The sequence below is a fragment of the Erwinia sp. 198 genome, assembly GCF_003937915.1.
Lineage (GTDB): Bacteria > Pseudomonadota > Gammaproteobacteria > Enterobacterales > Enterobacteriaceae > Erwinia > Erwinia aeris.
Genome location: NZ_RHUM01000007.1, coordinates 130797 through 152937 on the forward strand (window position 1 = coordinate 130797; position 22141 = coordinate 152937).

14 protein-coding genes and 1 pseudogene are annotated in these 22141 nt (G+C 57.0%); 7 read left to right on the forward strand and 8 right to left on the reverse strand.

Features of this window, described 5'->3' with window-relative positions:
* Nucleotides 1–242: 242 nt before the first annotated feature.
* A complete protein-coding gene (locus EGK14_RS11610; protein WP_125289258.1) occupies nucleotides 243–2168 on the reverse strand; it encodes a methyl-accepting chemotaxis protein in 1926 nt (641 codons plus the stop codon).
* Between the two features lie 797 nt (nucleotides 2169–2965).
* On the opposite strand from EGK14_RS11610, the gene EGK14_RS11615 reads away from it, so the two are divergent.
* Nucleotides 2966–3961 (forward strand): acyltransferase, encoded by a 996-nt coding sequence (locus tag EGK14_RS11615; RefSeq protein WP_125289259.1) that lies wholly within the window; start codon nucleotides 2966–2968, stop codon nucleotides 3959–3961.
* Here EGK14_RS11615 and malT read toward each other — a convergent pair.
* Nucleotides 3958–6711 (reverse strand): HTH-type transcriptional regulator MalT, encoded by a 2754-nt coding sequence (malT, locus tag EGK14_RS11620; protein ID WP_125289260.1) that lies wholly within the window; start codon nucleotides 6709–6711, stop codon nucleotides 3958–3960. The two genes, EGK14_RS11615 and malT, sit on opposite strands and share 4 nt — an antisense overlap.
* Before the next feature lie 287 nt (nucleotides 6712–6998).
* On the opposite strand from malT, the gene malP reads away from it, so the two are divergent.
* Together malP and malQ are read left to right on the forward strand one after the other, a co-directional pair.
* On the forward strand, nucleotides 6999–9389 hold the full coding sequence (gene malP / locus EGK14_RS11625; protein ID WP_125289261.1) for a maltodextrin phosphorylase: 2391 nt from the start codon (nucleotides 6999–7001) through the stop codon (nucleotides 9387–9389).
* Between the two features lie 9 nt (nucleotides 9390–9398).
* Nucleotides 9399–11474: a 4-alpha-glucanotransferase gene (gene malQ / locus EGK14_RS11630; RefSeq protein WP_125289262.1), complete on the forward strand. Its 2076-nt coding sequence runs from the start codon at nucleotides 9399–9401 to the stop codon at nucleotides 11472–11474.
* Nucleotides 11475–11597: 123 nt separating this feature from the next.
* Here malQ and EGK14_RS11635 read toward each other — a convergent pair whose 3' ends face one another.
* From EGK14_RS11635 to malE, 4 genes are all read right to left on the reverse strand, one after another.
* Nucleotides 11598–12464 (reverse strand): hypothetical protein, encoded by an 867-nt coding sequence (locus tag EGK14_RS11635; RefSeq protein ID WP_125289263.1) that lies wholly within the window; start codon nucleotides 12462–12464, stop codon nucleotides 11598–11600.
* Between the two features lie 271 nt (nucleotides 12465–12735).
* Nucleotides 12736–13626 (reverse strand): maltose ABC transporter permease MalG, encoded by an 891-nt coding sequence (gene malG / locus EGK14_RS11640; protein WP_125289264.1) that lies wholly within the window; start codon nucleotides 13624–13626, stop codon nucleotides 12736–12738.
* 9 nt (nucleotides 13627–13635) lie between these two features.
* Nucleotides 13636–15180: a maltose ABC transporter permease MalF gene (gene malF / locus EGK14_RS11645; RefSeq protein WP_125289265.1), complete on the reverse strand. Its 1545-nt coding sequence runs from the start codon at nucleotides 15178–15180 to the stop codon at nucleotides 13636–13638.
* Nucleotides 15181–15235: 55 nt separating this feature from the next.
* Nucleotides 15236–16432 carry a maltose/maltodextrin ABC transporter substrate-binding protein MalE gene (gene malE / locus EGK14_RS11650; RefSeq protein ID WP_125289266.1) on the reverse strand — a complete coding sequence of 399 codons (1197 nt, stop codon included), beginning with the start codon at nucleotides 16430–16432 and terminating at the stop codon, nucleotides 15236–15238.
* Between the two features lie 365 nt (nucleotides 16433–16797).
* Between malE and malK the strand changes: the two genes are divergently transcribed.
* The 3 genes from malK to malM are packed head-to-tail and all read left to right on the forward strand — an operon-like array spanning nucleotide 16798 to nucleotide 20124.
* The gene (malK, locus tag EGK14_RS11655) at nucleotides 16798–17907 is read left to right on the forward strand and encodes a maltose/maltodextrin ABC transporter ATP-binding protein MalK (protein WP_125289267.1); all 1110 of its coding nucleotides are present in this window, start codon (nucleotides 16798–16800) and stop codon (nucleotides 17905–17907) included.
* Nucleotides 17908–17930: 23 nt separating this feature from the next.
* Complete coding sequence (locus EGK14_RS11660) at nucleotides 17931–19226, forward strand: maltoporin (protein ID WP_199746425.1); 1296 nt, start codon at nucleotides 17931–17933, stop codon at nucleotides 19224–19226.
* Between the two features lie 19 nt (nucleotides 19227–19245).
* Nucleotides 19246–20124, forward strand: a complete 879-nt coding sequence (malM, locus tag EGK14_RS11665; protein ID WP_125289268.1) for a maltose operon protein MalM — start codon at nucleotides 19246–19248, stop codon at nucleotides 20122–20124.
* Between the two features lie 167 nt (nucleotides 20125–20291).
* On the opposite strand, the gene EGK14_RS11670 is transcribed toward malM, so the two are convergent.
* Nucleotides 20292–21212: a GlxA family transcriptional regulator gene (locus tag EGK14_RS11670; RefSeq protein ID WP_125289269.1), complete on the reverse strand. Its 921-nt coding sequence runs from the start codon at nucleotides 21210–21212 to the stop codon at nucleotides 20292–20294.
* Nucleotides 21213–21236: 24 nt separating this feature from the next.
* Entirely contained in the window at nucleotides 21237–21779 is a 543-nt protein-coding gene (locus tag EGK14_RS11675; RefSeq protein WP_125289270.1) for a cysteine hydrolase family protein, read from the reverse strand.
* A gap of 211 nt (nucleotides 21780–21990) precedes the next feature.
* Between EGK14_RS11675 and EGK14_RS21580 the strand changes: the two are divergent.
* Nucleotides 21991–22110, forward strand: a pseudogene (locus tag EGK14_RS21580) (Lrp/AsnC family transcriptional regulator); the annotation flags it as partial.
* Between the last annotated feature and the right edge of the window lie 31 nt (nucleotides 22111–22141).

Genomic DNA, 22141 nt, shown 5'->3' on the forward strand with positions numbered 1-22141 from the left:
GTTTTCGCACGCGAGACGGTATTAAAAGTGGGCGCCAGTATACCCTTTGACCGCCGGTTAGTCAGCCCGATGTTGCCGGAAGAAAAGCGGGAGCGTCAGCAGGGACTTTTGCACGGCAGGCCGCAGGGCGCCGATCTGTCCTGAGCAGGCCCCGTGCCAGTTGGCTACGCTTTTATTCGCGTGCAGGCAAACAAAAAGCAGAAGCCAGCAACGGGCTGCTGGCTTCTGTCCGGCTAAAGCAATTAAGCCGTGCGGAACAGCGCCACCATGTTGCGCAAATTCCCAGCCTGGTCTGCCAGCTCGTCGGCAGAGGAGGCGGACTGTTCAACCAGCACCGCATTCTGCTGCGTGACCTGATCCATCTGATTCACGGCGATGTTGATCTGCGAGATGCCGCTGCTTTGCTCTTCTGATGAAGAAGAAATATCGCGAATAAGCTGCGAGGTTTGCTCAATCGCACTGACGCTTTGCTTAACTTTTTCACCGGCGTCCTGCGCCATAGCGAGCCCTTCCTGCGCATGGCTGACAGACTGATCGATCAGAACCTTGATCTCGCGTGCGGCGCTGGCTGAGCGCTGCGCCAGCGCCCGCACCTCTGCCGCCACAACGGCAAACCCTTTACCCAGCTCGCCGGCACGAGCCGCTTCTACTGCGGCATTCAGCGCCAGGATATTCGTCTGAAACGCAATGCTGTCGATGACGGAAATAATCTCCTCAATCTGACCGGAGCTGCCGCGAATTTTGCCCATGGTATCCATCACCGAGTCCATGGCTTCGCCGCTGAGCAGTGCGGCCTGGGTTGCGGAAACCGCCCGGCTGGAAGCGTAGCGTGTGCTGTCGTTATTTTGCTGAATAATGGCGGCGAGTTGCTCCATGCTGGCCGCGGTTTCTGCCAGCGAGGCTGCCTGCTCTTCGGTTCGGGACGAAAGGTCACCATTCCCTTTCGCAATCTCTTCGGAAGAGTTAGCGATAGTGGCGGCATTGCTTTTGATATCTGAAACCAGCTGTGCCAGACGCTGTTGCATCAGCATTAAAGCATTCAGCAGTTCGGCCGTTTCATTGTTTCCGGAGACGTCCAGGGTCGCCGTCAGATCGCCTGCGGCCACGCGACTGGCAATCTCTACCGCCTGTTTAAGCGGGCGGGTGACGGAACGCACGATCGTCGTTGCCAGCAAAACGACCAGAAGCGCAACCGCCAACAGGCCTGCCAGCAGCCAGTACTGAGCATGACGTCGCTCGGTAATCTGAAGCTGCAGCTGCATTTCCAGACGACTGCTGGCCTTATCGCCCAGTTCGGCATAGCGGTTAATGGCCTGCGTAAAGATGCTGACATACTCAGCCGGCACGACGCTGGCATGGCTGCTGACAAAGATCGAATCAGCCAGGTGTAGCGCGTCGGATGCCTGATTATTGGCTTCTTCCGCCAGTCCGGCAAAGACCGGTTTAAGAGCGGGCTCAATAAGGAAGACCTTATCGAGGTTGGTACTGAACTGAGCCAGGGCCGTCTTGCCGCTGTCGATCTTAAACGCCATCCGGCTATAATCCGCGTCGCTGACAGGACCGCCTGCAATCAGTGAGGCACCGATGCCGCGGATCTGCCCCAGTGTTTCAGTCAGCAGAGGCAGGCGGACAAAGGTGCTGATAATGGTCTGGTAGGTATTTAAATCTGCATCCAGGGTGAGGCCGTAAAAGTCCAGGACATCCTGATTGGTATCCAGCAGCGTCTGGATCAGGTGCGTATGGCGCGTCAGGCTTGCCTCTGGCGTCAGCGTACCGGCTTTGATGTCCGATTCCAGCCCGTTCCACTCTTCCGTGACCAGCGCCAGACGTTTTAAGGGCGATGCCTGGGGATCGGCCTGGCGAAGGTCGGCCGCAAGGGTTTCCGTCAGGCGGTTAATTTCGCTCACCAGCGCCAGCCGGGGCGCGGTCGCCGGATTGTGCTGAGCGATAGCGATAGCACTCTGCGCCCGATGACGCTGCAGCAAATTTAACAGCGCCAGCATTTTTTTCTCGGTCGGCACGCCGGTTAATTCGGTTTTTTTTGCCTCAATAATTTTACTGCCGGTTTGAATAAACATAAAAGTGGGTAATGCAAAAAGCATTAACGCAAATGCTCCCAGCAGCAAGAATTTGGCAGGGAGGTTAATTCTGTCGAGTAGATTCTTCATTTTTTATCTCTGAAATATTTTATTTAGTTTTAATTAGTTGCGTCAGGCGAATCCGATATTTATTGCGGTGTCCTGGTTCTATGCGATGTCAGGCGTCAAGGGGGCAGGCGAAAGCCCGTCTGAGAAAATGCCCTCGTAAAATAAAAAAATAAGTGTAGTGAAAGAGAGTGTATCCTGGGATTTTCAGTTGTATAGATGATATTTTCTTAACATAGAGGCCGGGCTAATAAAAAATAAGTCAATTTAAAACAATGCCTTATAATTTTATCCGGCAAGGTTTAATATAAACGTTAAGATTTATCTTAAGTGTGGTTCTGTTATAAATAAAAATATAAAGTTAGTGATTTTTTTGCCGATAACAGGGCGAGGTGAGGTATGGAGTAAAGCAGTTTATCCTTATATTAATAAGGGGAAGTAAAGAGAGTATGAGCTTTTTTAGTAAAAATATCGCTTTCCAAAATAGTACGCAGTGAAATTATTTATAGCTGAATGAATTTCTTTTTTACCTGGTCAGGCATTTATCCGGCATACGTTATGATTGCCTTCTGCACGAAGAGAAAATAGCCCGACAGCCGACGAAAAAGTATTTTGCACGGCAAAAACGCTTGCCGCAGTCTGTTTTCAGAACGTGAGTTTTTTTGCGTAGTCCGGCCGTAAAACCCCCCTTACCGCGCCGCCTTTTTAATCCGCGCGGTGCGCAGGGGCAAAGTCGGCGAGATGGATTTTGGCCGTCGGAGTTGTTGAAAACTTGCAGCCCGGCTACCCTCTGATACGCATTGGTGCCAGCAGAGGAAAACATGAAGGATAAGATAGCCTGGATAGATAACCTGCGGGCGGTGGCCTGCCTGATGGTGATTATGATCCACACCACCACCTGGTACGTGACCAACGCGCCAAAAATAGGCGAACATACGTGGGATCTCTCCAATCTGCTGAACTCCGCTTCCAGAGTCTGCGTGCCGCTTTTTTTTATGATCTCCGGTTTTCTGTTCTTTGGCGAGCGCAGCGCGCAGGGCCGTCATTTTCTGCGCATCCTGCTCTGCCTGGCGTTTTACAGCGCGGTGGCGCTGGCCTATATCACGTGGCTGACGCCTATCAGCCAGGGGATTTCTGTCCGGCTGCTTTTGCAGAAACCGGTGTTCTATCACCTGTGGTTTTTCTTCGCGATTATCGCTATCTACCTGCTTTCGCCCCTTATTCAGGTCAAAAACGTGCGGGCGGGCTATCTGGCGGCGGTGACGCTGGTGCTGGCGGTGCTGGCGAACCCCAACACGGTGGATCGGTCAGTCGGGCATTTTCACTGGCTGCCGCTTAACCTTTATATCAACGGCGATAGCTTCTACTACGTGCTCTACGCGCTGTTTGGCCGTGCTATCGGCACGATGAATACCGGCGGACGCGCCGTCAGCTGGCTGGCCGGCACGGTCTTTATCGCCTGCGTGGCGGCTATCGCGCTGGGTACTAAAAAGCAGATGGCGATTAACGGTGCCTTTGCCGATACCTGGTATCTTTACTGCGGCCCGGCGGTCTTTATCGCGGCGGTCAGCCTGCTGGTGCTGTTTAAAAACGTGCTGAACGCGCGGATTTTACCGCTCTTAGGCGTTATTTCCCGTAATTCCCTGCCCATTTATGGTTTCCACGCGCTGTTTATCCACTTTATGCGCACGCATCGGCTTGATCATACCGATCGACCGCTGCTGGATATCCCGCTGGTGTTTACGCTGACGCTGCTGGGCAGTTTGCTGCTGGCGCTGGCGCTGAGAAAACTGGATAAGCGACATTTTGTCAGTTAAGACTGACAGGCCACCGCCAGGTCAGACGCGCCGTAGCCCATCACTTCCAGCAGCTGTCGGGCGTGCTGTACCGCATCCTGACGGTGCGCAATGCCCATCTTCTGATAAAGATTGCGGATATGGGTTTTGATAGTCGTCGCCGCGACGTCCAGCTCTCCCGCAATCTGCTCGTTGCTGTAGCCTGAATAGATTAGCCCCAGCACCTGCCATTCCCGCTGGGTTAACGGGCTGGTGCGGATCAGCTCCGGCACCTGCGGATGGCTCAACAGTTTACTGACGAAGCTTTCGTCAAAATGGGCAAACTTATGCCGATGATGCTGATTAAGTTCACGCAGGATCTGCTGCGCCCTGCGTTGTTCCAGCTCCGGCAGCAGGTTCAGCTGCAGCAGCTGCCTGAGCTGCTGCGCCATCATTTCGCCTTCAATCACGAAATGGCTGATAAAACCGGTGCGGTTCGCCAGGCTCAGCGCTTCGATCAGCACGCGCTGCGCGTCGCTTTTTCTGCCCGTTCGCCAGTATAAGAGGTTGCTTAACAGTAAATTACGGTTTAAATCGCTGGTGAGACGCAGCTGGCGCGCGTTGCTGTTCAGCTCGTCCAGCACCACCTCCGCCTCGCTGAACTGCTCCAGCAGTATCTGTACGCGCGCAATCGAGCGCCACTGGCCCTGCTGAAAATGATTATCCGCGCCCCCCGGTTTACCGGCCTGCTGGAGCCAGCGCTGCGCGGCGGTTTTATTGCCGGTGAGCTGCCAGTAAATTACCCGGCTTTTATCGGTATTGGTCACCCAGTCGCTATGATACTGGCCGGTTTTGATCAGGTTCTCGCAGCGCTGCAAATGGTGCTGTGCATTATCAAGCTGACCGCGAGCCAGTGCGCATTTCGCCAGCATCGCCAGACACTGAAGCTGCTGCTGCGGCTGGAAATTGCTTAATACTTCCAGCCCCTGACGAGCAGCCTGTTCAGCGTCGTCCAGCCTTGCCCACGACCACAGCACCTGAGAGCGCAGGCGCAGCAGGAATTCGTGCATCGGCAGCTGTTCAAGGTGCTGTTCATGCACCAGCTCAAAGGCGCGATCCTGCATCTCGAAGGCGGCCTGTAAAAAACCCTGCGCAATTAAAATTTCACTTTGCTGGAGCAGGGCCCAAAGCGCGTAATGGTACACCTGAAAGCGCCTGGCTATCTGTTCGGTTTGCTGCATCAGCGGCAGCGCGCGTGCCAGATCGCCTTTACAGTGCTGGATTTCGCCGGTGACCGAGGTCGCCACTATCCGGCTGTAATAGCTGTTGTGCGGCAAAAATCGCAGCGCTTCCGTCGCCAGCCGGGCGGCTTCCTCCTCACGGCCATCGTTGATCGCCACCTGAGCGCGCAGAGCGTTAAATTCAGCGGCAAGCTCCTGCGTCATGGAGATATTCCTGCGCTGCATCTCGCTTTCCGCGCGGGAGAGCAGCGCGTCCACTTCAACATAGCGGTGCTGGCTTTGGATCAGCCAGGCCTGGAGCAGGACCAGCCTGGGATTGACGATCAGCTGGTCATAGCGCAGAGCGTTCAGGCACTCTTCCAGCAGGGCCAGCTCGCTTTGGTTAAACAGCGCCCACGCGTGCTGTAGCAGGATATCGCGCAGTAGTCCGGTATCTTCCGCGCTCAGCGCGTGATGGATAGCTTCGGCCGGGAAACCCTGCGCCAGCCAGCCTTGTGCGGCGGCGCGATGGATTTCCGGCAGCTCTGCGGCCAGCTCCCACTGACAGCGCTGCCGCAAAAAAGAGGCGAACAGCGGATGGAAGTTAAACCACTCGCCAGTGCCGTCCATGCGGTGAAGAAACAGACCCTGGCTTTCCAGATTTTCCAGCCGCTGCTGCCCGTTATCGCTGCCGGTCAGGCGGACGATCAGCGCGTCGTTCATTGAGCGCAACAAAGAGCAGCGCAGCAGAAAATCGCGAGTGGGCGTATCGACCCGATCCAGCACCTCTTCGACCAGATACTGCGACAAATGGCTGGCGTTCAGGCCGGTCAGCTTGCGCGCGGAATGCTGGGTAGACTGTAAAGCTGGCGTGGAGGATTGGCTGGCCGACAGCGCAATCAGCTGTAGCGCCGTGGCCCAACCGGCAACGTTGTCGCAAAAGCGATTGCTGTCCGCCTGTTCAATTGGTTCTTTCAGGCGACAGTCAAAAAACTGCTGGGTTTCGCTGTGGGTAAAGGCCAGTTCGGAGACGATAAGCTCCAGCAGCTGACCACGCACGCGTAAATTGGCGATGCCCAGCGGTGGCAAGGTACGCGACAGGATCACCAGCGAGAAATTATCGGGCTGATGACGCAGAAAAAAGCGCATCCCTTCATGAATATCCGCATTGGTAATCAAATGATAGTCATCGATTACCAGCATCACCGGCTGCTGACAGTCGGCAAGCTCGACGAACAGCTGGGCAAACAGCGCGTTCAGGCTGGCGTACTGGTGCTTTTGGCTTAAAGCTTCGCTTTTCACGCAGTGGCCGCCGGTGGCCTGCTGCACCGCCGCAATCAAATAACTGGCAAAGCGTTCCGGCTTATTGTCGCTTTCATCCAGCGAATACCAGCCCAGCGCGTTTTTTCCTGCCGCCCAGTGCGCCATCAGCGTTGTTTTGCCGTAGCCGGCCGGGCTGGTAACCAGCGTCAGACGATAGTCCGGGACGACAGCCAGCCGGACCAGTAAACGTTCGCGTACCACCGTATCTTGCAGCCGCATCGGGCGGCTCAGTTTTGAAGGGATAAGCATAATTTTGGATTCTTATAGAAAGCGTCAGCGGGGGCGGCTAATTATTTCAAAGCCCGTAATTAATCATTTTTTCTAAAGTCCGCCTCCAATCCGTTGATTGCAAGCAGGATAAGCTTTTATGTTGCATTTAGTCGTACTTCGTCACATTTTTTTAATCATGCTTTTCGCCTCAGGCGCGCCTTCCCCTACGCCCCGCAGCTCCTCCCTTTCTAATCGCCGTTGGGATGATGATCCGCACGCTGCAAATCGGCAGCATGAGGGAAATTCAGGGATTATGAGGACAGGTCATGCAGGCAACATTCAATAAAACCACGTTTATGGCGGCGCTGACGCGCCAGTGCGCGCCATATCAGTCGCAGGCGATGACGCAGCAGCAGTGGTGGCAGGCAATCAGCGCCGCGCTGGCCGAACAGCTGCTGGCCAGCCCGGCAACGCCGCCGTCAGGGCAGCAGCGGCACGTTAACTATATCTCGATGGAATTTTTGATCGGCCGCCTGACTGCCAATAATCTGATCAATCTTGGCTGGCTGGATGATGTCAGCGAAGTCCTGAAAAAACAGGGCATTAACCTGACCGACGTGCTGGAGCAGGAGATCGATCCGGCGCTGGGCAACGGCGGGCTGGGGCGCCTGGCGGCCTGCTTTCTGGATTCGATGGCGACCGTAGGTCAGCCTGCGGTAGGTTATGGCCTTAATTATCAGTACGGGCTGTTCCGACAGTCCTTTTACGACGGCGCACAGCAGGAAGCGCCGGACAGCTGGCACCGCGAAACCTACCCCTGGTTTCGGCGCAACGGCTCGCTTGCCGTCAGCGTCGGCTTCGGCGGCAAGCTCAGCAAAGACGCGCAGGGCCGGGAGCAGTGGCAGCCCGCTTTTTCGCTGATGGGCGAGGCGAGCGATCTGCCGGTGGTCGGCTATCAAAACGGCATTACCCAGCCGCTGCGCCTGTGGCAGGCCGCCGCGATGCAGCCTTTCGATCTGGGCCTGTTTAACGACGGTAAATATCTGGAGGCGGAGCGGCAGGGCGTAGAGGCGGAAAAGCTGACGAAAGTCCTCTACCCGAATGATAATCATCAGGCGGGCAAGCGGCTGCGTCTGATGCAGCAATATTTTCAGTGCGCCTGTTCGGTAGCGGATATCCTGCGTCGTCATCACGCGGCGGGTCGAAAAATCGCAGATTTGCCGCAGTATGAGGTGATCCAGCTGAACGATACCCATCCGACCATCGCCATCCCGGAACTGCTGCGCATTTTGCTGGATGAACACCAGCTCGACTGGGATGCGGCCTGGTCGATCGTCAGCCGCACCTTTGCCTATACCAACCATACGCTGATGCCGGAAGCGCTGGAATGCTGGGATGAAAGGCTGGTGCGCAGCCTGCTGCCGCGTCACTTTTCGCTGATTAAGCAGATCGATGCGCGCTTTAAAACGCTGGTACAGCAGCGCTGGCCGGACGATGCCGACGTTTGGGGCCGGGTGGCTATTTACCATAACCGCCAGGTGCGGATGGCGAATCTTTGCGTAGTCAGCGGCTTTGCGGTCAACGGCGTCGCCGCGCTGCATTCCGAGCTGGTGGTCAAAGATCTGTTTCCGCATTACCACCAGCTGTGGCCGGAGAAATTTCATAACGTCACCAATGGCATCACGCCGCGTCGCTGGCTCAGGCAGTGTAATCCTGCGCTCTCCGCGCTGATCGACAGCAAGCTGAACGCCGAATGGGTGACGGATCTGGATGCGTTAAAAGGACTGGAGGCTTTTGCCGACGACCAAAACTTCCACCAGCGCTATCGGCAAATCAAGCAGGAAAATAAACGCAGGCTGGCGGCCTGGGTGCAGCATACGATGGGGATTACGCTCAACCCGGCGGCGATCTTCGATGTGCAGATCAAGCGCCTGCACGAGTACAAGCGCCAGCACCTGAATCTGCTGCATATTCTCTCGCTTTACCGTCAGCTGCGTGACAATCCGCAGCAGGACATGGTGCCGCGCGTGTTCCTGTTCGGTGCCAAGGCCGCGCCGGGCTACTATCTGGCCAAAAATATTATCTATGCCATCAACAAGGTAGCGGAAAAAATCAACCAGGATCCGCTGGTCGGCGATCGCCTGAAAGTCGTGTTTATTCCTGATTATAAAGTGTCGGTGGCGGAGCTGATGATCCCGGCGGCCGATGTATCAGAGCAAATCTCTACCGCCGGCAAGGAGGCCTCCGGCACCGGCAATATGAAGCTGGCGCTGAACGGCGCTATCACCGTCGGCACGCTTGATGGCGCCAACGTGGAAATTGCTGAACAGGTCGGCAGCGAGCATATCTTTATCTTCGGCCATACCGTCGATGAAGTAAAAGCGCTGCTGCACAAAGGCTATAACCCGCTAAGCGTGCGTAAAAAGGATAAGCATCTTAATAAGCTGCTGAGCGAACTGGAAAACGGCTTCTTCAGCGCCGGTGACAAAGAGGCGTTCAGGCCAATGCTGGATAGCCTGCTTGAAGGCGGCGATCCCTATTTAGTGCTGGCGGACTTTGCCGGCTATTGCGCTGCACAGCGGCAGGTTGAAGCGCTGTACCGCGATACGCAGCAGTGGACGCGCAGCACTATCCTGAACACCGCCCGAGTCGGCATGTTCAGTTCAGATCGCGCTATCCGTGACTATCAGCAGCGCATTTGGCAGGCGAAACGCTAAGGAGCGCAGATGGAAGAGAAGATGCTGGAGCAGGCGGCGACGGAGGCGGGTATCGCTTCCGGTTTTATTAACGCCCACGGAAAAACCCAGACCATCCCGGCAGCAACCCGTCGCGAGCTGCTACAGGCGATGGGCTGGCGTGCGGGACGGCAGCTGCCGCTCAGACCGGTGCCGACGGTAAAGGTTTTTACCAGCGGCGAACGCTTTGCGCTGTCCGTTGAGGGCGAAGGCGAATACCACTGGCACTTTAGCCCGGAAGAGGGCGCGAGCCTGACGGGCAGAGTCCACGGCAGCATGACGCTGGCCCTGCCGGAAAACCTCGCCACGGGCTATCACCTGCTGACGCTGAGCCGTCCCGGCCAGCGCTGGGAATGCCGGATAATAGTGGCGCCCAGGCGCTGCCACGAGCCGGAGGCGCTGCTGGCCGGTAAAAAGCTGTGGGGCGCCTGCGTGCAGCTTTACACCTTACGTTCCGAGCGAAATTGGGGCATTGGCGATTTTGGCGACCTGGCCGTGATGATCGATAACATTGCCGCGCGGGGCGGCGCCTTTGTCGGTCTGAACCCTGTTCATGCGCTTTTTCCCGGCAATCCGGAAGCGGCCAGCCCTTACAGCCCTTCGTCCCGCCGCTGGCTGAACGTTATCTACATTGACGTCAGCGCGGTGGCTGACTTTCGTCTGAGCGAAGCTGCGCAGCGCTGGTGGCATTCTCCGGCTACGCAGCAGGCGTTACAGGCGGCGCGGGCTGCGGAGTGGGTGGATTACGCGCAGGTCATGGCGCTGAAGCTGGCGGGACTGCGGCTGGCCCGGCAGCATTTTCTCGACCGTGATCCGCAGGAAGCTGAACGGCAGGCCTTTGCCCGCTTTACCGAACAGGGTGGAGAAAGCCTCTGGTTTCAGGCCGCCTTTGATGCGTTATATCAACATTTTCAGGCGGAAAGCGGCGAGGCGCGGGGCTGGGATCGCTGGCCGGAAGCGTACCGCAACGCGCGGGGGCCAGAGGTCAGAGCCTTTTGCCAACGGCATGGCCAGGAGGTGGAATTTTACCTGTGGCTGCAATGGCTGGCCGAAACGCAGCTGGCGCAGTGCTATCAAACCAGCCGGAAAATGCCGACGGGATTATATCGCGATCTGGCGGTCGGCGTGGTGGCCGATGGCGCGGAAACCTGGAGCGATGGCGATCTTTACTGCCTGAAGGCTTCCGTAGGTGCGCCGCCGGATATTCTGGGGCCAAAAGGACAGAACTGGGATTTACGACCGATGGATCCCCGCACGATGATCGACCGTGCCTACCAGCCTTTTATCGACCTGCTGCGATCGAACATGATCCACTGTGGCGCTTTGCGGATCGATCATGTAATGGCGCTGCTGCGCCTGTGGTGGATCCCGGCAGGCGAAACGGCGGATAAGGGCGCCTATGTCCACTATCCGGTTGACGATTTGCTGGCGGTGCTGGCGCTGGAAAGCCAGCGGCATCGCTGCATGGTGATCGGTGAGGATCTGGGGACGGTGCCGGTAGAAATCGTCACTAAGCTGCGGGAAAGAGGCGTTTATTCCTACAAGGTGCTGTGGTTTGAGCGGGATGCGCAGAACGGCTTTCGCGCGCCGCAATCCTGGCCGCTCCAGGCGATGGCTACCCTGACGACGCACGATTTACCGACGCTGCGCGGCTACTGGCAAAGCGACGATCTGACGCTGGGCGAAAAGCTGGGCCTCTACCCGGACAAAGTGGTGCTACAGGCGATTTGCGCCGATCGGCAAAGGGCGCGCCAGAGCCTGCTCGACAGCCTGGAGCACTATGGCTGTCTTGCTCAGGGAAGCGCCGGCGCTGGCGGCGCGCTGACGCTGGCCATCCGCCGGGGCCTGCAACGCTATGTGGCCGACAGCGCCAGCGCGCTGCTGGGCCTGCAGCCGGAAGACTGGCTGGATATGGCGACGCCGGTCAATATTCCCGGCACCAGCAGCGAATACCCCAACTGGCGGCGCAAGCTCAGCCATACGCTGGAGGCGATGTTTGCCGACCCGGAGGTGAATGCGTTAATCAGGGATGTCGATCGGCGACGCCGTAAGGTTTCGGTGGATTAAAAAAGCGGCCTTCAGGCCGCTTTTTTTGTTTTTGCCTCATCAGGACGTACCCGAATCAGGAGGAAGCAGGAGCGGCAGGGCGGCAGGTGAACACGCCGTTAATACGGCTTTCGCCTCTCCTGCCTACTCTCTGATTGCGCTTAACGGCTTTTCATCAACAACGGCCTCACGCACTTTGCTCCAGAAAATATTCGCTTTAAGGCCCGCACGTTCGTTCGCGGACAGGGTTGTCATATTAACTTTACCTTCGCGCCAGCTGTCCATCAGTTTATCCATATGGTCGAAGTCCAAATTAAGATGGGTATGAAAGCCGCCCACCTGCAATCCAACATCATCCAGATATTCGCTTTTCACTTCGTCCCAACTGACCTCCTCACCAACCTGCCCGGCAAGCGAACTAATCTGTTCCCAGTTATTTTCCAGCGCCACCATACCCTGGTGATAGCCGCTGTTGACGGATAAGCTGTCGAAATGGCCGGCCTCTTCCGGCTGGTGCGGATCGCCCGTTTCAGCTGCCCGCATGTTGGTTAACAGGTGTGTTAAAACCTCATGGGTTAATACGCAAATATTTTCTGATAAACTCTGATTATGGCCGAGGCTTATCTGGGCTTGTTTTTCCGTGTAAGGAACCTGATATTTATCCTCAAAATTAGGGTGCAGTACCCAGGTCTGTCCTTTCACTCCCTCATCCAGCTCATCATCTTTATAGAGACTGACCTCGCTGAACTCTTTATACACTTCACTGGCTATGATATTCGCGCAGCGCTGCAACACCTGAAATTCACCGGATTCAAAGCTGTCATCGCAGTTATCAACCTCGAGCGGTACACGGGTCAGGGGCTGACTGAAGTGCCCCCGCAGCTGTTCCATCCGGCTTTTAAACTGTAATCGCGCCTCTACCAGCTCACTATTGAGCGCCCAGGTGCCGGAGGGATGACGCTGATAAGCGGTAATACGGGCGGCGGCAAAGTCACGTTGCAAATGTTCCATTTGCTCCCGCATAGTATTTGCCGCCGATGACGACAAAGTATTGTCTGTATGCCTGACGGCCGCGCCGGAAATGCTGTTAAACATTAATCACCTCTTGATAAGAAACTGCGCGAAAATAATTTTATTAATCCTGCCTGTTCGCTTATTTAAATTATTTACGCGTAGAAAAAACCTCTTGAGTGCGATCGCCAGCCAGGCTGGTTCCCAAAAAACAGAAAAAATTGAGAGGTGAAGCATTTTCTGAGCCTGAACCGCCCTGTTAATGAACAACTTATCCTTTCACTCCGCCAGCGGTCAGCCCGCCCACCAGCCAGCGCTGTGCAATCAGAAACACGGCGGTGATAGGGATAGCGGAAAGAATGGCCGCCGCCGCAAAATCACCCCACAGATAGTTTTGTGGGTTCAGATATTGCTGCATCCCCACCGCCAGCGTGTAGCTGTTGACATCACGCAGCAGCAGAGAAGCCACCGGCACCTCGGTAATAGCGGCAATAAACGACAGGATAAACACCACCGCCAGGATAGGCACAGAAAGCGGCAGCAGCACCAGCCGGAACGCCTGCCACGGCGTGGCGCCATCCAGCGCCGCCGCCTCTTCCAGAGAGTTATCGATAGACTCGAAATAGCCCTTGATCGTCCAGACATGCAGCGCGATACCGCCCATATAGGCGAAGATCACGCCGCCGTGCGTATTCAGCCCCAGAAAAGGCAGATAGAGGCCCAGCCGATCGAACAGGGCGTAAAGCGCCACCAGCGACAGCACGGCCGGGAACATCTGGAAAATCAGCATCCCTTTCAGCAGCGGACTTTTGCCGCGAAATTTCATGCGGGCAAAGGCATAGGCGCAGGTTGTGGAGAGCGCGACGATACCGACGGCGGTAATCAGGGCAATCTTCACCGAGTTCCACAGCCACAGCATCACCGGAAAAGGCGGCGGCGTCACCGTGCCGTTCTCGTTGGTGACGGCGATCCCCAGCGCCAGCTTCCAGTGGTCCCACGAAATGGTATCGGGGATCAGGCTGCCGGTCGCGAAATTGCCGGGCCGCAGCGAAATGGCGAACACCATCAGCAGCGGGAACAGGATCAGGGCAATAAAGCCCAGCAGGAAAAGGTGCGTCGCCAGCAGCCTGAGGCGCTGCGACTTCGGTTTTACCATCGCCATAATGCTTCCTTAATCAAATTTCATGCGGGAGGCTTTCAGGTTGATCACCGCCAGTACGCCCACCAGCAGGAAAATCAGCGTGGCGATAGCGGCGGCCAGGCCGAAATCCTGTCCGCCGCCGCCCTCAAAGGCGATACGCCAGGTGTAGCTGACCAGCAAATCGGTATGCCCGGCCGGGGTGGTGGTGCCAATCCGGTCGGGGCCGCCGTTGGTCAGCAGCTGAACCAGCACAAAGTTATTAAAGTTAAAAGCGAAGCTGGCGATCATCAGCGGCGTCAGCGGCTTGATCAGCAGGGGCAGCGTAATCAGGAAAAAGTTCTGAATCGGCGAAGCGCCATCCATTGCCGAGGCCTCATAAAGATCGTCAGGAATGGCCTTCAGCAGCCCCATGCACAAAATCATCATGTAGGGATAGCCGAGCCAGGTATTAACAATAATCAGCATGGTTTTGGCGGTCAGCGGATCGCTGAACCACGCGGGCTTGATGCCAAACAGATTGCCCAGCAGCAGGTTGATTTCGCCAAAGCTCTGGTTGAATAACCCTTTGAAAATAAGGATAGAAATGAAAGCGGGCACCGCGTAAGGTAGGATCAGCAGCATGCGATAAACCGCCTTGCCTTTCAGCTGATCCCACTGCACCACGCACGCCAGCACCATGCCGACCGCCGTGGTCAGCAGCACCGTCAGCAGCGAGAACAGCACCGTCCAGAGAAAGATCGACAGGAAGGGCTTCTGAATACCTGCATCCTGAAAAACGCGCAGGAAGTTTTTCCAGCCGATACCGACGGTAAAGCCCGGACTGAGGATTTCCCCGTCCGCCGACTGGTAAAAGCCCGTACTCATATCAGGAGAGTAAACCTTCCCATTCTGGATATTGGTCAGCTGTTTGCCATCCTCTCCAGGCTGATAAAGTGGCCGGGTGCCGGAAAACTGCCGTAGCGAACTCATCCGCAGCAGCGTGCCGTCGGGCAGTCTGGCGGCCAGCTGGCCCAGCGCCTGACGATTTTGCGTAATGATCCGCAGCCCGGCTTTGTTGCCGGTCGGTGCGGCCTGCGGGGTCATCGTCAGCGTTTGCGGCGCGGAAGGCGTAAAGGCAAAGGGCGTGGATGCCAGCATGTCGCCGTTATCGGGCGAGGTCAGCGTCAGCCGCCACCTGTCGCCCGCCGGCCAGAGAGCAAAATCCCAGGCTTTATCGGCGCGAAACTGCTGTTGCAGCAGCACGCCCTGCGCGCGCTCAAAGGTAAGCTGATGCAGGCTGCTGTAGTTAGTGAAGGCAATGGTAATGGTGCATGCCAGCGGGAACAGCACGAACAGCGCCATTCCGGCCAGGCCGGGATAAATATAACGCCAGCTGTAAGCGCGGCGGTTGCCGTAGATAAACAGCCCCAGGCCGGAAAGCACCAGCGTCAGCATGGCAAAAAGGTATTCTCCCCGTGCGTACATCAGCACGATCAAATAGCCTGTCAGCAGGGCAAAGAAGATAAGGGTAAACCAGCCGAACACGCGGCTTAACGGCGATCTTCTGTCAGAGCGGCGAATGTGAGCCAGAGACATGGAGCTATCCTTTTCGACGCGGGGCCGCCAGCGGCCGCCCCTTGTTCAGCAGAGGCTATCGGGTAATGCGGGTTTCAACGTCTTTCAGCGCCTGCGGCACGGTCTGACGGCCGTTGACGGCGTTAATAATCGCGCTGCGTTCGGCGTACCAGAAGCCGCTCATTTGCGGGATGTTCGGCATGATTTCGCCGTTTTTCGCGTTAGCCATGGTGGCGGCGATGCGCGGATCCTGCTCCAGCTTCGCCTGGTAAGATTTCAGCGCGACGGCACCCAGCGGCTTATCTTTGTTGACCATCGCCAGGCCGTCATCGGTAATCAGGTAGTTTTCCAGAAACTCTTTCGCCAGCTCTTTGTTCGGGCTGGCAGCATTGATGCCCGCGGTCAGCACGCCGACAAACGGCCGGGAAGGCTTGCCATGGAAGGTCGGCAGCGGGGCGACGCCGTAGTTGATTTTGCTTTTATCCAGGTTAGCCCAGGCCCAGGGGCCGTCGATGGTCAGCGCCGTCTGGCCCTTGTTAAAGGCCGCTTCGGCAATCGAATAGTCGGTATCCGGGCTGATATGTTTGTTTTTGACCAAATCAACGATGAACTGCAGGCCCGCCTGCGATCCGGCATTGTTCACGCCGGTGTTTTTGATGTCGTATTTGCCGTCGACATATTTAAAAGCGTAGCCGCCGTCGGCCGCGATAACCGGCCAGGTGAAATAGGGTTCCTGAAGGTTCCACATAATGGCGCTTTGGCCTTTGGCGCGCAGGGTCTTATCCAGCGTCGGGATTTCTTCCCAGGTTTTGGGCGCTTCCTTCACCAGATCTTTGTTATAAATCAGCGATAGCGACTCTACCGCGATAGGATAGCCGATCTGCTTGCCGTTAAAGGTCACGGCATCCCAGGTGAACGGAAACAGCTTATCCTTAAAAGCCTGGTCCGGGCTGACTTCCGCCACCAGACCAGACTGCGCGTAGCCGCCGAAACGGTCGTGCGCCCAAAAAATAATGTCGGGGCCGTCGCCCGTCGCGGCCACCTGCGGATACTTCTCTTCCAGCTTGTCAGGATGCTCAACCGTCACCTTGATGCCCGTATCCTGTTCAAACTTTTTCCCCACTTCCGCCAGGCCGTTATAGCCTTTGTCGCCGTTGATCCAGATCACCAGCTTGCCTTCTTCGATTTTGGCGAAGGCGGCGGAAGAGAGCGCCAGCGTAGCCAGCGCTGACAGGGCGGCGGTGTGCTTAACAATGTTCTTGATACTGAGCATGATCGAGTCCTTATAGCGGTAAGCCCCAGGTTTCTTCACGTTGCAGACAGCGAAGAGCGTACCGGTCAGTGTGCAATCAAGCAGTAGCGGCTTCATCCTCCCCCGCTCTACGCCCCCACCGCTCAAACTGTGACCTCGCCTGCACGGCTGTCGCTAATCACGCCTGGTGCAGCCAATCAGAGGTTGTTTTTTGCAACGCAGATCACGTATTTCCCCTTTCGCCGTCGGCGTCGAGCGCGGGTCTTCGCTTTTTATCCTCCTGGCCTCTCCGCCAGCAAAAACCGCGCGACGGCTGATTACTCCTGGCAGGCGGCACGTCATGCTGCGGCGTAATCGGTTTACTGACGGATGAAGAGGAAGAGAGGATGGCGAACGTTTCCCTTAGCGGCGTATATAAAGTCTTTGGCGAAACCGCGATTTCCAGCGATATCAATCTGGAGATAGAACAGGGCGAGTTTGTGGTATTCGTCGGGCCATCCGGCTGCGGGAAGTCGACCCTGCTGCGCATGATTGCCGGGCTGGAAGAGATCAGCGCCGGTGAGCTGAGAATCGGCGGTAAACGGATGAACGAGGTGCCGCCAGCCGAGCGCGGGATCGGCATGGTGTTTCAGTCCTACGCCCTCTATCCGCATCTGACGGTGGCCGAAAATATGTCGTTTGGCCTGAAGCTGGCACGGACGAAAAAAGAGGAAACCGAGCGGCGAGTCAATCAGGTGTCGGAAATTCTCCAGCTCGCGCCGTTGCTGGATCGCCGTCCCAAAGCGCTCTCCGGCGGCCAGCGGCAGCGCGTCGCGATTGGCCGCACGCTGGTGGCGGAACCCACGGTGTTCCTGCTGGATGAACCGCTCTCCAATCTGGATGCCGCGCTGCGCGTGCAGATGCGCATTGAAATCTCCCGCCTGCATAAGCGGCTGAAGCGCACGATGATTTACGTCACCCACGATCAGGTTGAAGCGATGACGCTGGCCGACAAAATCGTGGTGCTGAACGCCGGACGCATTGTTCAGGTTGGCCGTCCGCTGGCGCTCTATCACTATCCCGCCAACCGTTTCGTTGCCGGTTTTATCGGCTCGCCCAGGATGAATTTTCTGCCGGTGAAAATCCTTGCCGCCGAGCCGGAACGCGTGCAGGTCGAACTGCCCAACGGGCAGGCGGTCTGGCTGGATGTTGAAGGCAACGGCGTCGTGCCGGGCAGCAACCTGTCGCTGGGCATCCGGCCCGAGCATCTTCTGCCGGGTGAGAACGCGGAGGTAAAGCTCATGGGCGAAGTACAGGTCGTCGAGCAGCTGGGCAACGAAACGCAGATCCATATTCAGATCCCGGCCATCCGTCAAAACCTGGTCTCCCGCCAGAATGACGTGGTGCTGGTGGAAGAAGGTACCAATTTCGCCATTGGTTTGCCGCCGCACCGCTGTCATCTGTTCCGTGAAGATGGAACGGCCTGCCGTCGGTTACATCCCGAGCCTGGCGTTTAAGCAACAGTCCCCTACAGGAGAAAATGATGATAACAATACGTAATTCCTCTCTGGCGCTGGCCGTGGCAGGCGCGCTTTCCACCCAGGCGATGGCGGTAGATTTTACCGGCTACGCCCGTTCCGGCATTGGCTGGTCCGGCAGCGGCGGCGAGCAGCAGTGTTTTAAGGCTACCGGCGCGGAAAGCAAATATCGCCTCGGCAACGAATGCGAAACCTACGCGGAACTGAAACTGGGTCAGGAAGTGTGGAAAGAAGGAGATAAAAGTTTCTATTTTGATACTAACGTCGCCTATTCCGTCTCGCAGCAGAACGACTGGGAATCGACCGATCCGGCCTTCCGCGAAGCCAACGTCAAGGGCAAAAACCTGATTGAATGGCTGCCTGGCGCCACGATGTGGGCCGGTAAGCGTTTCTACCAGCGTCACGACGTGCATATGATCGACTTCTACTACTGGGATATCTCCGGGCCGGGCGCCGGCCTGGAAGATATCGACGTTGGCTTCGGCAAACTCTCTTTTGCCGCCACGCGCAACACCGAAAGCGGCGGCTCCTTTGGCTATATCGCCGACCAACGCGACGAGCTGCCCACCTCGAATGACGTCTTCGACGTGCGCCTGGCCGGGCTGCAGACCAACCCCGGCGGCGTGTTAGAGCTGGGCGTGGATTATGGCCGGGCCAACGCACGCGACGGCTACTCGCTGGCCGATGACGCCACCAAAGACGGCTGGCTGCTGACGGCGGAACATACGCAGAGCATCTATAACGGCTACAACAAACTGGTGCTGCAATACGCCGCCGACGCCATGACGGCGGAAAGTACCGGCACGGCTAACGGCCATTCGACCGGCGCCGCCATCAACAATAACGGCAGTATGGTGCGCGTACTCGACCACGGCGCGCTGGATTTCAACGACAAATGGGGTCTGATGTACGTGGCAATGTATCAGGATACCGATCGCGATAACAATAACGGCACGACCTGGTATACGGTTGGCGTGCGGCCAATGTATAAATGGACGCCGATCATGAGCACGCTGCTGGAAGCGGGCTATGACAACGTGAAATCCCAGCGTACCGGCGACCGCAACGGCCAGTACAAGGTGACGCTGGCGCAGCAGTGGCAGGCTGGCGACAGCATCTGGTCGCGTCCGGCCATCCGTGTTTTTGCCACCTACGCCAACTGGGATGAAAAATGGGGCTACGACACCGACAGCGGCGTTGATAATGGCCTGGCGATGAACGACACCACCGCCCGTACCTTCAGCCGCGGCAACGACGACGAAGTGACTTTCGGCGCGCAGATGGAAGTCTGGTGGTAATACCAACAAGGAAAATTTGATGAAAAAGACGCTGCTCTCTCTTTGTCTGTCGCTCAGCCTGATCGCGGGTGCGCAAGCGGCGCCGCAGGATGCCTCTGCTGCACCGAAGATTTCTGCCCAAACCTTGCGTAGCCTTGCCTGGACGCCGCTGGTGCCGCCCGTCACGCAGGATGTGACGCTCGGCAGCACCGCAACGAAGATTAATCAGGGCGAAATTCAGGGCGCCGCTGCGGCCTTCTCACTGCCTGCCGATCGTGGCTCGCTGGAAATTGTTTTAACCAGCATGGTGACGGGAAAAACGGTCTATGCGCCCAACGTGCTGGTGCTTGACGAACAGATGCGGCCAGCAGCGTTTTATCCTGCCAGCTATTTTCCTTATCAAAAGCCGGGGCTGGTCTCCAGCGACAGGCTGGAGGGCACGCTGAAGCTGACCCCGGCGTTGGGCCAGAAGCAGATTTACCTGCTGGTTTACACCACGCAAAAAAATCTTCAGTCGACCACGCAAATGGTGAATCCTGCCAAAGCCTATGCGGCCGGCGTGGGCAATGCGGTGCCGGATATCCCCGATCCGGTGGCCACGCATACGCCGACCGGCAAGATCAGTCTGAAGGTTACCGCCGAGCAAAAAGCCGGTAACGTTATGATCGGCCAGCTTTTACCTTCTTCCGAACCGGCACCTGCCGCGGCGGTTATTGGCTCTACTGCAGGAACTGAAGCGGCTCCGCCGGCAAAACCTGCCGCACCGATGCTCGACGAGTCGGATAACTATTTTAACGAGGCGATTAAAAAGGCCGTGAAGGCCGGAGACGTGGATAAGGCGTTAAAATTGCTGAATGAGGCCGAGCGTCTTGGGTCTACCACGGCTCGCCAGACCTTTATAAACAGCGTGAAGCATTAACACTGGCGGATCGCCTGGCCATCATCAGGGGGGCGGCAAGCATGACGCTTGTCGGCCTGCTGGTTTTTTATGGCTGACGCTGCTTTGTGCCTGTCGGGCCGGGGCTTCTTATTACCGCCGCTGCTTTGTGTCTGCCGGGCTGCTGGCTTTCTGTCGTGGCCGCCGCTTTACGCGGGCCAGCGCTGAAGCGCACGCCTGAGCTGTCGTGAAGAAGAAAACCCGGCCACCCGCGCCGCTTTTTCCACGCCTTCGCCCTGCTGTAAACGCTGCCGGGCCAGCGCCAGCCTGAGCTGCTCGTGATAGTCCCGCACGCCGATCCCTAAATGCTGCCTGAACAGGCGCGTCAGATGACGAGCGCTGACGTGTACGCGTCCGGCAATCTCCTCCAGTGGCCAGTCTCGCTCCGGGTGGGCGATCAGCAAATCCTGCGTACGATGAATAGCCGGATTAATATGATTACGATAGCGTAGCCAGGGTGAAAGCTGGGGATCGTCACCCGAGCGGCGAAACCAAATCACCATTTCCCGGGCCACCGCCAGTGCCGTCTGCGGGCCGCACAGGCGGTGGATAAGATGGAGCGCCAGATCGATACCCGCGGTAATGCCTGCGCTGGTACAAATACCGCGATCTTCCACAAAAATGCGGTTTTCTCTGATGATAGCGGTAGGTTCAGCGCTTTTCAGCCGATGGATGACTTCGTGATGGGTCGTGCAATGTATGCCGCGCAGCAGGCCGCTGCGCGCGGCCAGGACAGCGCCGGAACAGATACAGACCAGCGTAATTTGCCTGGCATGAATGGCTGGCTGCAGGCGCATCAGCCAGTGCCGAGCGGCCATGGCCTGCGGCGTATTGAAAGCGACGCTGGAATCCGCTACGCCCGGCACCACCAGCAGGCTGCCGACAGGCAGGCTTTCCGGTAACGACGCCAGCTGGCTGATGGTCATGCCGGTCGAGGTTGGCACGCTTTCCTGCGGGCCAATATAATGCAGGCTGAAGGCATCCCCGGCCAGCTGAAGCGTTTCCGCCGGGCCGGTAATATCCAGCGTCATTACGCCGGGAAGCGTTAAAAACCAGACCGGGATCGCCATATTTTTCTCCAGTACGCTGGCGCTTTATTTCAGCGCCTGCAAACACGCTTCTACGGTAGCAATAGCGGCAAAACGGTTTAGCAGCACGCTTTCAGTATGGTGACGCAGATCGGCGATGCCGAGCGTCGTCCCTTTATGCGTAATCGGGAAGGTCAGGGTTGCCTCGGTGACGAAAGTGACTTTATAACCCAAATCGGACGCGACGCGGGCCGTGGTTTCACAGCACTGTTCGGTACGCAGCCCGCTGATAATCAAGTGTGTGACCTGACGTTCACTCAGCCATGCAGCCAGGCCAGAGTCGGTCAGCGCGTTATGCACCTGTTTCTGCACGGTGACGGCAGGCTGATGCTGCAAAAAAGGCAGGCGCTTTACCAGGCCTGACGCCAGCGAGAACGGGCCGTCCACCTCAACATGAAACACATCCACCACCGGAATTTTTCTGGCCTGGCAGCCCGCAATCAGCTCACTCAGCTTGTGCTCAAAGGCCGGGACTTCCGGCGTGTCAGAGTAGCCACGATGATAGAAAGATTCCTGGGCGTCAATCACTAACAGTACGGTATCGGTCATTTTGGGACTCCGGTTTGCAGGGCTGTAACGTCGATAATGAGGGGGATCGACGCCGTGCAGAAGGCCAAAAAAGGACAGGATTACGTTCAGGAAGGACAACAGCGAGAAGGGCATCACTTTCGCCGTGGCTACAAGTGAAGGCACGGGCCCCGGCCGTGTTTTATCGTAATAATAATTCGGATGCGATAAGCCGGGCAGGTTAAGCAGCCGCCACGCCGATTTCGCCGTGGTGGTCATTCGCCGTCTCCCCGGTATTAAAGGGATGCAAAGCATGTTTGTGCTGAAAGAGATCAAACCGCTGGCGAGCCTGCCTGTTAAAAAGCGCATTTAAAGCGGGCCTGATGCCGATGCGCTTTTTCCTG

Coding starts and splice junctions, on each gene's coding strand:
- EGK14_RS11610 (WP_125289258.1), bottom strand. CDS start 2,168: ATGAAGAATCTACTCGACAGAATTAACCTCCCTGCCAAATTCTTGCTG.
- EGK14_RS11615 (WP_125289259.1), top strand. CDS start 2,966: ATGAAGGATAAGATAGCCTGGATAGATAACCTGCGGGCGGTGGCCTGC.
- malT (WP_125289260.1), bottom strand. CDS start 6,711: ATGCTTATCCCTTCAAAACTGAGCCGCCCGATGCGGCTGCAAGATACG.
- malP (WP_125289261.1), top strand. CDS start 6,999: ATGCAGGCAACATTCAATAAAACCACGTTTATGGCGGCGCTGACGCGC.
- malQ (WP_125289262.1), top strand. CDS start 9,399: ATGGAAGAGAAGATGCTGGAGCAGGCGGCGACGGAGGCGGGTATCGCT.
- EGK14_RS11635 (WP_125289263.1), bottom strand. CDS start 12,464: ATGGAACATTTGCAACGTGACTTTGCCGCCGCCCGTATTACCGCTTAT.
- malG (WP_125289264.1), bottom strand. CDS start 13,626: ATGGCGATGGTAAAACCGAAGTCGCAGCGCCTCAGGCTGCTGGCGACG.
- malF (WP_125289265.1), bottom strand. CDS start 15,180: ATGTCTCTGGCTCACATTCGCCGCTCTGACAGAAGATCGCCGTTAAGC.
- malE (WP_125289266.1), bottom strand. CDS start 16,432: ATGCTCAGTATCAAGAACATTGTTAAGCACACCGCCGCCCTGTCAGCG.
- malK (WP_125289267.1), top strand. CDS start 16,798: ATGGCGAACGTTTCCCTTAGCGGCGTATATAAAGTCTTTGGCGAAACC.
- EGK14_RS11660 (WP_199746425.1), top strand. CDS start 17,931: ATGATGATAACAATACGTAATTCCTCTCTGGCGCTGGCCGTGGCAGGC.
- malM (WP_125289268.1), top strand. CDS start 19,246: ATGAAAAAGACGCTGCTCTCTCTTTGTCTGTCGCTCAGCCTGATCGCG.
- EGK14_RS11670 (WP_125289269.1), bottom strand. CDS start 21,212: ATGGCGATCCCGGTCTGGTTTTTAACGCTTCCCGGCGTAATGACGCTG.
- EGK14_RS11675 (WP_125289270.1), bottom strand. CDS start 21,779: ATGACCGATACCGTACTGTTAGTGATTGACGCCCAGGAATCTTTCTAT.